This is a genomic window from Vibrio sp. 10N.261.52.C2 (assembly GCF_041471425.1).
GTDB lineage: Bacteria > Pseudomonadota > Gammaproteobacteria > Enterobacterales > Vibrionaceae > Vibrio > Vibrio crassostreae_C.
The window spans coordinates 123,375-133,920 of the sequence record NZ_JBFROH010000045.1 but is presented as its reverse complement, the minus strand read 5'-3'; the positions used below and the strand labels follow the sequence as shown (position 1 = coordinate 133,920).

At 44.1% G+C, this 10,546-nt stretch carries 11 protein-coding genes; 4 read left to right on the top strand and 7 right to left on the bottom strand.

Annotated elements, in window-relative coordinates:
* Positions 1–232 precede the first annotated feature (232 nt).
* The 3 genes from AB4307_RS17460 (at position 233) to AB4307_RS17450 (ending at position 2,657) form a co-directional block, all read left to right on the top strand.
* Positions 233–1,429, top strand: coding sequence for a DEAD/DEAH box helicase (locus AB4307_RS17460; RefSeq protein WP_017064352.1), 1,197 nt, complete (start codon positions 233–235; stop codon positions 1,427–1,429).
* A 132-nt stretch (positions 1,430–1,561) separates the two neighbouring features.
* The gene (locus AB4307_RS17455; RefSeq protein ID WP_371721934.1) at positions 1,562–1,963 is read left to right on the top strand and encodes a PPC domain-containing DNA-binding protein; all 402 of its coding nucleotides are present in this window, start codon (positions 1,562–1,564) and stop codon (positions 1,961–1,963) included.
* A 70-nt stretch (positions 1,964–2,033) separates the two neighbouring features.
* Positions 2,034–2,657, top strand: coding sequence for a 3'-5' exonuclease (locus AB4307_RS17450; protein WP_371721935.1), 624 nt, complete (start codon positions 2,034–2,036; stop codon positions 2,655–2,657).
* 65 nt (positions 2,658–2,722) lie between these two features.
* On the opposite strand, the gene AB4307_RS17445 is transcribed toward AB4307_RS17450, so the two are convergent.
* Entirely contained in the window at positions 2,723–3,559 is an 837-nt protein-coding gene (locus tag AB4307_RS17445) for a DUF6279 family lipoprotein (RefSeq protein ID WP_372132781.1), read from the bottom strand.
* Positions 3,560–3,862: 303 nt separating this feature from the next.
* On the opposite strand from AB4307_RS17445, the gene AB4307_RS17440 reads away from it, so the two are divergent.
* Complete coding sequence (locus tag AB4307_RS17440; protein ID WP_017064349.1) at positions 3,863–4,036, top strand: hypothetical protein; 174 nt, start codon at positions 3,863–3,865, stop codon at positions 4,034–4,036.
* 140 nt (positions 4,037–4,176) lie between these two features.
* Here AB4307_RS17440 and dbpA read toward each other — a convergent pair whose 3' ends face one another.
* The 6 genes from dbpA to AB4307_RS17410 form a co-directional block, all read right to left on the bottom strand.
* A complete protein-coding gene (gene dbpA / locus AB4307_RS17435) occupies positions 4,177–5,556 on the bottom strand; it encodes an ATP-dependent RNA helicase DbpA (RefSeq protein ID WP_017064348.1) in 1,380 nt (459 codons plus the stop codon).
* Positions 5,557–5,704: 148 nt separating this feature from the next.
* The gene (locus tag AB4307_RS17430) at positions 5,705–6,613 is read right to left on the bottom strand and encodes an aldo/keto reductase (RefSeq protein ID WP_017064347.1); all 909 of its coding nucleotides are present in this window, start codon (positions 6,611–6,613) and stop codon (positions 5,705–5,707) included.
* Positions 6,614–6,830: 217 nt separating this feature from the next.
* Positions 6,831–7,418, bottom strand: a complete 588-nt coding sequence (locus AB4307_RS17425) for a hypothetical protein (RefSeq protein ID WP_017071598.1) — start codon at positions 7,416–7,418, stop codon at positions 6,831–6,833.
* A 210-nt stretch (positions 7,419–7,628) separates the two neighbouring features.
* On the bottom strand, positions 7,629–8,573 hold the full coding sequence (locus tag AB4307_RS17420) for a PstS family phosphate ABC transporter substrate-binding protein (protein WP_372132779.1): 945 nt from the start codon (positions 8,571–8,573) through the stop codon (positions 7,629–7,631).
* On the bottom strand, positions 8,573–9,211 hold the full coding sequence (locus AB4307_RS17415) for an OmpA family protein (RefSeq protein ID WP_372132776.1): 639 nt from the start codon (positions 9,209–9,211) through the stop codon (positions 8,573–8,575). Before AB4307_RS17415 ends, AB4307_RS17420 begins: the two co-directional genes overlap by 1 nt.
* The gene (locus AB4307_RS17410) at positions 9,211–10,524 is read right to left on the bottom strand and encodes a TolC family outer membrane protein (protein WP_372132774.1); all 1,314 of its coding nucleotides are present in this window, start codon (positions 10,522–10,524) and stop codon (positions 9,211–9,213) included. The genes AB4307_RS17415 and AB4307_RS17410 overlap by 1 nt, the downstream gene beginning before the upstream one ends.
* Between the last annotated feature and the right edge of the window lie 22 nt (positions 10,525–10,546).

The window sequence follows — 10,546 nt, the reverse complement described above, 5'->3', positions numbered from 1 at the left end:
GGAAAGCCGCGATGAACCAAAAATAAGTGGGAGATTAATCCTCCACCGGATTTGCTATTTGCTCTACATTCCTGCCTTATCGTTGTGCTATTGAGCCAGTATTATCCAACTAAAGTGTCTATGTTACTAGCGGTACACAAGCAACATGGTAGAATGCCGCCATTAATCTTATCCTTGTATAAGATTGTTAAACCTTTCCATCGCTATTTAGCCAAATCATACCGAGAAACTTATGCCATTTTCCAAGCTTGGATTAAGCTCACCTATTGTTAAAGCCGTTGCAAAACAAGGCTATGAAAAGCCAACCTCTATTCAAGAAAAAGCAATTCCGATTGTTCTTTCTGGTAAGAACCTTATTGCTGCAGCACAAACAGGTACAGGTAAAACTGCGAGCTTTGTTCTCCCTATCTTAGAAATGCTAAGCAAAGGTGAAACGCAGCGTAAAAAACGTATCCGCGCAGTTATCCTGACACCAACGCGTGAGCTGGCAGTTCAGGTTGAACAGAACATCACTAAGTACGCGAAGTTCCTAAACCTAACATCACTAGCGATGTACGGTGGCGTGTCTTACCAACACCAGAAAGATCGTCTTATTGAAGGCGTGGATATTCTTGTGGCAACACCAGGTCGTTTGATCGACATGTACGGACAACGTGCCGTTCACTTTGATGAAGTGGAAGTACTGGTTCTAGATGAAGCTGACCGCATGCTAGACATGGGTTTCATTGAAGACATCAACAAGATCATCGCGCGTCTACCACAAGACATCCAAAACCTGCTGTTCTCGGCAACGCTTTCAACGCCAGTGCGTGCACTAGCGAAAAGTGCAATCAGTGAAGCGGAAGAGATTTCGATTGCCAAGACTGATGCGTCTAAAGCGAACATTGAGCAATGGTTGGTAACGGTAGATAAAGACCGTAAGTCAGCACTATTGAGCCACATGATTACCGAAGGTAACTGGGACCAAGCGCTTATCTTTATCGAAACCAAGCACGGCGCGGCTAAGTTGGTTGCTCAACTTGAGAAACGTGGTATTCAAGCGGAAGCTTTCCACAGTGGACGTAGCCAAGCGATTCGTGAAAAAATCTTGGCTGACTTTAAGAAAGGTCGCCTAAAATACTTAGTCGCGACGGGTGTTGCTGCTCGTGGTATCGATATCGACAACCTAAGCCGCGTAGTGAACTACGACATGCCATTCCCAGCGGACGACTATGTTCACCGTATTGGTCGTACAGGCCGTGCTGATGCATCTGGCGAAGCGATCTCTTTCCTATCAAAAGATAACTTCAAAAACCTGTGCATTATTGAAAAGCGTCTGGGTCACTTGATTGAACGTCGCGTTGTTGAAGGTTTCGAACCACGCAAAGAAGTGCCAATCTCAGTATTGAACTTCGTTCCTAAGAAGAAAAGAGAACAGCAACAAGACTAAGTAATTTCAGCGACAGAAAATGCAAAGTTGCATTAACCAAAAGAAAAGTCGCATTAGCCAAAATGAAAATAAAACGAAGCCCTATGCGGCTTCGTTTTGTTCTTTGATACACAGATAAAACAGAGGTATGAGATGATTACTCCTATCGCAACGAGATTAACCCGCGGCCAAGACCTAAAGCTTGAGATCCAAAGGTTAGTGACCACACACAACATCTCGGCAGGCTCTATCGCATCTTGTGTCGGTTGTGTCTCTCAACTCAATATTCGTTTAGCTAATGCGAACAACACCAAGCTAATCACAGCTCCGTTCGAAATTGTGTCTCTTATGGCGACGCTAACCCCAAACCACCAGCATGTTCATATATCCGTTGCTGATGAGAATGGCAACGTGATTGGTGGGCATTTGCTTGAAGGGACGATTATCGCAACCACCACTGAACTTATCGTTCACCGCTACGATACTTTGACCTTCAGCAGAGAGCACGACGATTCGACGGGTTACACTGAACTTACTATCGGCACTAGCAAATAACTGATTGACCCATAGCAACACCAAACGCCCCATATAAAGCGATACTACCAAACAGCAATTAGGAAACACGATGGCTTCAAACTCCGCAGATTCCGTTATCGTTCTCGATTTCGAAACCACAGGCTTATCACCAAACATGGGTGACCGAGCGATTGAGATCGGTGCGGTTAAACTCGTTAACGGCGAAGTCGTCGACACCTTCCAACAACTCATGAATCCAGGGTTTCGTGTGAGTGGCTTCATTGAAAGCTACACCGGCATTACTAACCGCATGCTGAACACCGCGGCCAGTTGCAGTGAAGTGATGGATGAGTTTGCAGACTTTATTCAAGACAGTCAGCTTGTTGCTCATAATGCATCGTTTGATAAACGCTTTCTCGACGCAGAATTAGACGATATAGGGCGTGATTACAACGGACAGTTTGCATGCTCAATGTTGATTGCTCGTCGGCTAATCCAAGACGCACCAACTCATAAGCTAGGCGACCTTGTGCGTTTCAAAAATATCGACAACGACGGTACTTTCCACAGAGCGTTAGCCGATTCAGAAATGACAGCAAGGTTGTGGTTATTGATGATTGATGAATTGCAAAGTGATCACGGCATTCAACAGCCAAGCTTTCAACTGATGCAGAAAATATCTAGGACAGCCAAAGGTTCGATTCCAAAACTACTGATGAGCAACAGGGGTTAGGTTCCGAAATTCAGTTTGATGAAAGGCTAGCTCGATAATGACCGCTAGCCTTTAAAAAGAACGCTCTACTCTTGCAATGACTCCAACGTTCCTTTGAGGCTTTCTAACTCATTCATAAAATACGCCCACTGCTTGTTACTGCTGGTCGCGGCCATATCTACTAAAAACTTGGCTGATGTTTCCATATTTTGGTTAAGCTGCGGCTCAAGTTCAGCAGGATAATAAGCTTCATTGTTTAAAAGCAACTTCATAATAATTGGCTGAGCAATATGCAGATCGCTCTTCTTTGCCATCAGCGTCGTTAGCTCTTCATAGATGTTGTTTTGATATTGTCGCCAACTGCTATTGGTATTTACCCACTCTTTAGACCAAGCCAAAATAATCTGTTTTTGTTCTTTCGATACTGAACCCAACCACCGTTCTGCACGCTCTTCTATTCTGCTTCGGTATCGCTCTCTCGAATCGTCATCGTTCAACGACAACCTTTCTTCATAATAGTCTTGCTGCTTTTCACGAAAGTTCTTTAAAAACTCCCTGTCTTGCTTAGGGCTAAGCTGCATACTCAAGGCGTAAATATCTGGAGCGAACTTATTGACGATTGTGCGAATATGCTCTTTCGTTTCTTCACTTTGGCCAACAATAAAAGCGGGATTCATATCCGACCGATCTACGTTTTGAATCGCTTCTAATTGCGAGATGTACAGAGGTAGCTGAGTTTCTTTATGCCATTTCTGTAATATATCTAATCGCTCTTCAAGCTCTGATTCTTGGCTATTTGAGAGGGAAACAAAATCTTCTATATAGCTAACGACAAACCAACCTATATTGTTATAGGCGAACTTGGTCCCGCACCCAGTAAATAGAAAACAGATCACTAAAACTAACCACCGGCACTTTCTCATTCTACCCTCTCACGACATTCAACAAAGCCACAAACCGATTAACTCATCCCTTTAAGGTTAGCCCAGTTTTTATAACGCTAATTCTAGCTCTTATAAAAGTAGTCTTAATAAACAGTGGTCGTAAGAACTTTGAGATAAATTGAGACCCAAACTTGCTAATCTAGCTATTTAGGCAAATGATTAAACTAAAAATAATTAATGGCAGTGATGTGACTTGATTTTATTACTCATTTGACGTGATACGAACCCTATAAATGAGTTGGGTTGACGTATTTAAAATGATTGATATTTGGGAGGGAAGCTATGGCCGCTATTCCTGATCATCCAAGCGATTTAGAATATGAGCTTTGTTATTTTGATGATGGTTCAATAACCACAATCACGATATTGGTTCACAATCGACAGGAAGCGATGACTTGGTATCTTAGCGAAGGAAAACATATCAACGATCTTTATTCGATAAGACCCGATGAATAATGCTTTGGTATAGAGGACTAGGTCGATAAACCTAAGATAAGAAACTTAAGTGGCATTTTGTGGAACACCCTTTACTGCAATGCCATTAATTAGCAATGTCGTTAATTAGACATATCGCAGCAAAGGGATTCAGTCTCGAATTACTTCAGGATTCGGGCGCGGAATTGACGACCCTTCATTTTACCTGATTCGATTTTGTTCAGTGCTTTTTTAGCCACAGATCTTTCTACCGCTACGTAAGCACGCATTGCAAACAGATTGATCTTACCTACTGATTTACCATCAATGCCGCCTTGGCCCGTCAGTGCGCCAAGAATATCACCAGCACGAAGCTTAGCTTTCTTACCGCCATCAATTTGGATGGTAACCATGTTTGAGTAGTACGGCTTAGCAATTGGTTTTGCTGGCAGTTCAGATGGCTCGATTGGCATGTCCATGTACTCATCAATTTGAGCAACACGGTACATCTCTTTTTCACTAAAAAAGCTGATCGCTACGCCTTTGCTTCCTGCACGGCCAGTACGACCAATACGGTGTACGTGAACTTCAGGGTCGCGAGACAATTCAAAGTTGAACACAGCATCTAGGTTATCAACATCAAGACCGCGAGCCGCAACGTCTGTCGCCACTAGAATCGAGATGGTTTTGTTTGAGAACTGAACCAAAGCTTGGTCACGTTCACGCTGTTCCATGTCACCATGAAGTTCGATAACACTGAAACCGCGGTGGCTTAGCTCATCGTTTACGTTCTGCACTTCTTTCTTAGTGTTACAGAACACAACCGCAGACTCCGGTTGGTGATGAAGTAACAGCAACTCTAGAGCGTCATCACGAGCTTCAGAACCTTCTAACTTGTAGAAGTGTTGTTGGATGCTTGAGTGATCGTGTGTTGATTCAACCTTCACCATTTCTGGATTGCGCATAATGCGGTCTGCAACAGATTTGATCTGTTTAGGGAAAGTCGCACTGAATAGCAGAGTTTGGCGTTCTTTTGGCGCCGCTTCAATCACAGCATCCAAAGCGTCTTGGAAACCCATCTCTAGCATGCGATCCGCTTCATCTAACACAAGTGTGTTCAGCTCAGACAGGTCAATGCGGCCTTTCTCTAGGTGATCAAGAATACGACCAGGTGTGCCCACAAGAATGTGTGCGCCATGCTCTAGTGAACCAATCTGTGGGCCCATTGGCATACCGCCACATAGTGTCAGCACTTTAATGTTGTGAATACCACGAGCAAGAGTACGAATCTCTTTTGCTACTTGGTCTGCAAGCTCACGAGTCGGACATAACACTAAAGACTGAACACGGAAACGCTTAACGCGTAGGTTCTGCAGCACGCCTAAACCGAAAGCAGCTGTTTTACCTGAACCCGTTTTACCCTGACCGATAACGTCCTTGCCATTTAGGATAGTAGGAAGACTTAACGCTTGGATCGGCGTCATTTCAGTATAACCAAGAGAATCTAACGTATTTAGAAGCTCTGGTTTAAGGGCGATTGAAGAGAATTTTGAAGTGCTCAATGGAAATATCCAACTGGTGAAAAACAGAGTGCATTATGAGTGTTTTTGAAAATTATTCCACCTTAATCACAGTTTTGGAGAAACATGTTAGGCGAACACAAAAAAGCCAGCTTACTTAGCTGGCTTTGACTTCTATACGAATTGCTTTCTATGGCACACCGTGACCTTTAGATGCCACCCATACGCGATACCACTGTTCGCGCGTCAGCTCGATTTTCAGTGCATCAACGGCCGTCTTCACACGCTCAATCTTACCAGAACCAATAATTGCAATTGGACTAGATGGTAAACGACGAACCCAAGCGTAAATCACTTGATCAATGCTGTCTGCACCGACTTCTTGACGAATCGCCTCTAGCTCATCACGAACGCGAACCGCTTGCGCTGAATCACCACTGAAGATGCTACCACCACCGAGACAAGACCACGCCATCGGGCGAATGCGGTTCATCTGCAGTTGATCTAGCGTGCCATCATGAGCCACTTCGAAGTTCAATGGGTTGATTTCAACTTGGTTGGTCACTAACGGCTTACCGAGTCGAGATTGAAGCAGTTCGAACTGACGCGGTGAAAAGTTAGAAACACCGAAGTGCTTAACTTTACCTACTTTGTGTAGCTCTGCGAACGCTTCTGCTACTTCATCGGCATCCATTAACACGTCAGGGCGGTGAATCAACAATACATCGATATCGTTAACACCTAAGTGCTCTAATGAGTTATTTACTGATTGGTAAATATGCTGCGCGCTGGTGTCATAGTGATTGATCTTACGATCTGGAGTGTGGTCACCACATAGGTTGATATCGCACTTGGTGACGATTTGAATATCATCACGAAGGCTTGGTTCAAGCGCTAACGCCTCACCAAACAACTTTTCACATTGGTAGTTACCGTAAATATCCGCGTGATCAACAGTTGTGATGCCAAGATCAATATGTTGCTTCAGGAAAGTCAGGCGTTGTTGCGGGGTCATGCCCCACTCTGCTGTACGCCAGTATCCTTGCACCAGCTCAGAAAGTTCTGGGCCTTGTGGCGCTATCGTTACTCTTGCAACCATGGGTTGTCTCCTTTATCAATACTGAACGTATCCTAAGCTCGTTTTACCGAAGGCTCAACGTATAACAAATGGCAAAGCTAAACGCTTATTAAAAATGTGAGAGCCGCAGAAAAACGAACACTTAAATGAATTATAACTTGCTGTCTGCCCGCGAGCCGTTCTCCTGAAAGGCTTGTTTAGCCTAATAAATAACGAAACTATCTATAAATTTGAGCAATTAAAAACGATTAAGTTCAACCGTTAAGTTGTCACCATCACTCTGTAACTGAATCCAAGGAGAAGTAGAGCTAGAAGAAGATAAGCTAGGCACATTCCACACACTCAGTTGCTCTGCTGAACCGTGAGGCGCGTTGATGAATTCGACCAGCTGTTTATCCACCTTATCGAAACCAACACCTTCATTTCGAGCTTGTTCGAGTTGAGCTGTAACATCGAATTCATCTTCACCAATACGAATTGAACTGAGAGCAAAGCCATCTTGGCGAAGGTATGCCTGAAGCTTTGTGTAACTTAGGTCCGAATATGGCAGGTTTAAGCGAACCGTTTCGACACTTGAGTCCCCCAACTCCAGTTCAACATACACATCCAGGTCGTAATATTGGGTTAAGTCACTGCACAACAAAGTACCTTCGATCTCACCACAATCCATCAACTCGATATCATTAATATAGTTTTGAGAATTCGGCAGACTTGGGCTGCTGTTAAATACTGTTCTTAGCCACCAGCTTTCGGTTGCTTGCGCTGAAAATGAAATAGCATTGAGGGACAGCATTAGAGGCAAGATTAGAACTTGAAAGATTTTCATCGACTGGGCTTATTTAGCGCTATATGAAGTGTCCATTATACGTGACCAAACGACAAACAACTGCTCGAGTCGCAAATTTTAGGCGAAAAAAAACGGGCATACATGCCCGCTAGATAATTTCATCACCGAATAACGTAATCCGTCACGTTGAGAACCATTACGAAAGAGAGAATATCACTCTCCCACAACAGTTACAACATGTCATACCCATTACTTATAGCCACCTTCAATAGCAGGCTCTTCAAGCGACAATCTCACTTTGTTACGTTGAATAGCTTCTGGCGGTAAACTGATGAAACCGTATTGGTTCAACACGCCTTGATGATCTTGTGACAAGGTAAGCCCAACAAAGAACTCCTCTTGTTCCGTAAAGCCTTTGCGATGCGCTGGAATATTCAAGTACATGTAATAAACCGTTGCTAACGGGTAACGACCAGAGAGGATCGTTTCTTTGTTTAGGTCGTAGTTCACACCTAGGTTATCAACCACGCTCAACCATTTCACATCAGAGATCTGATCTGAGTAAACGGTGTAACCAATGGCGGCATCTTCGTCTTCAATCTTATTAATCAGATCAGGTAAATCCGCTAAGAACTGAGTATGGGCATATTCTCCTTCTGTTCCACATTCGACCCAACTTGAAAAGGTAGTATGGCCTTTCAGGTTGTGATCAATGGCAAAGGGCAACATATGAGTATCTAGGCTTTCACCGTTACGAATATCACTACTTGCTGACCATTTTGGATGTTTAGGATCGTTAGAACAACCAAACACATCAATTAATTCAGCGACGGTGATTGATGTCGCAGGGTTATTTTCATTGGCTAGAATCGCAATCACGTCAGCGGTAAACATCAGCTCTGTTGGCCTATAACCGTAACGCATATCAAACCTAGCCATCTCTTTGTCAGTCCACTTTTTGGAAGTGATACCAACACGCGAGCGCTGCATGATCATCTGTTCTGGGACGCTGTCACTCAACAAGATTTCTAAGTCGATCTCTTGGCTCTTAAGCAGATCTTCTACAAGCCCCTGCATATTCGGCTCAATCGCGACCAAACCAATGTCACTGGCATCATTCGCGAACGTCGATGCAGAAAACAACATAGGTACAGCAGCAAGCAGTAAGCCCGATTTATTCGATAGACGTTTCATTACTGGCCTCCTACTGGATCAATCGACGTTTTAGACTCAACATCGCTATTACTATCGAGCTGCATTTCTGAAGTGAAGATGTTCCAAGATGGATTCACTTCCATGCTTTCTGTCTTAATCACCGCAATCGTTCTGCGCTTACGCTTGTGAAGGTGCTGAGTTAAGCTGGTTATCTGAGTAAACTCTTGTTCGAAGATACGCTCACCATTGATGCCTCTATCAATCAATGCGTCTCGAATCACGCCAGTTCTTTTCTTGGCCAATGCTTTGTTATACACGTTTGTACCTTCAGCACTGGTATCTCCGACCAAGGTAACCGAAGCATCAGGCTGCTCTCCTAGTAAACGCACCAACTCATTTAATACAGCGGTATGATCAGGTTTAAGGTCATACTTATCAAAATCAAATGCCACACTTAATACTTCAACGTCTTCGACAATTTTCCAATTGGCACACCCTTTAATGTCTACCGTTACACCTTCTGGCGTATCGGCACATAGATCTCGCTGGTTAATCACACCATCTCGGTCACTATCCGCTAAGTCATCAATTTGGTGGCGTGTCATTGTCGTATCAGGCGTTTCTGCACATCCCATTAGCAAGATAGAGCTAAGTAGCGCTAGTTTAAAATATCTCATTACTTATTCTCCCCTTGCCACTCTTCTGGATGTTCAATCCTCAACGCATACGTCAACATACCCATCGCATTTAACACTCGATAAGCCGCTAACGTTTGATCATATTCAGTGCTGATGAAGTTTCTTCGAGCCAAAAACACTTCTACTTTTGCATCCAGTACATCAAGAAGGCTTCGTCTGCCAACATTGAATTGCTGGATATAGCCAAGCTCTGCAATTTTCGCTGCATCAACATTCTGTTGAAGTAAGGATTTTTGCTGCTCAAGCATTTTGTAAGCGTTCCAAGCCAGTTGTGTACCTTCTCGAACCTCACGCTCTGTTCGTAATCGGATCGCCCTTGCCTCTTCCACTCGCCAAGCTGACGATTCAACCCTGGAGTCGGTAGAGAAGCCATTAAACAGGTCATAATCCATCGTCAACATGATACGTGCATCTTCATCGACACCGCCTGGCGGGTTAGATACGTTGTCATTCTTATTGGCATGAAGCTCAAGTTTTAGTTCTGGGTAGTAATCCCCTTTCTCGCGGCGCATCTCTTTACGAGCCGCGTCGATATCAAGCAAAGAGGCTTTGATTTCAGGGTGATTCTCGACAGCTTGTTCAAGTGCGACCTGTGCTGAGCTTGGTAATAGAGCGTAATCAAACCGGGGGTAAACCAAGTTCACCGCAGGTTTGCCAACCAAGCGTAGATACTGAGTTTGCAAATCAAACAGGTTGTTCTGAGCGGCGATTAGTGAAGATTGCGCCGTCGCAACACGGGCGGAGATCTGAGCCAGATCCGAGTTGCTACTCAAGCCTTTGCTCTTTTTATCTTGGATATCTTGATAGATCTCTTGGTGCTCTTTTACATTACGCTTAGACAGTTCAAGTAGCGTCTCTGCCTTGAGGATATCGAGGTAATTTCTCACCACATCTAACGATAGGTTTTCAGCTCGCGAAATCAGAGTTAGACGCTCAGCTTCCGCTTCGAACGTCAGTCGATCGACATTCGAGGTCGTTTTAAAACCATCGAATAGTAACTGGGATACTTTAACGCCAATTTCCGTTCTCGTTAGGCCTCGATCATCGCTATCGAGTTTGCTGCCACTGTTGTAGCGTGTCTCTTCATAGCCTGCTGCCGCGTACAAGTTCACTTGCGGCATATACAAACCACTCGCAGCGTCTCCGTCTCTGACCACCGATTGGTATCGGGAGTATTGCGCCAATATCTCTGGGCTATAGTCGATGGCAAAGGCCACGGACTCTTCTAATGAAGCTGCTTGAGACAGCCCACTCATTAGCAAGCAAGAAGAGAGTAAGAATTTTGAATGCATTACACTTCCTTTTATATTTATG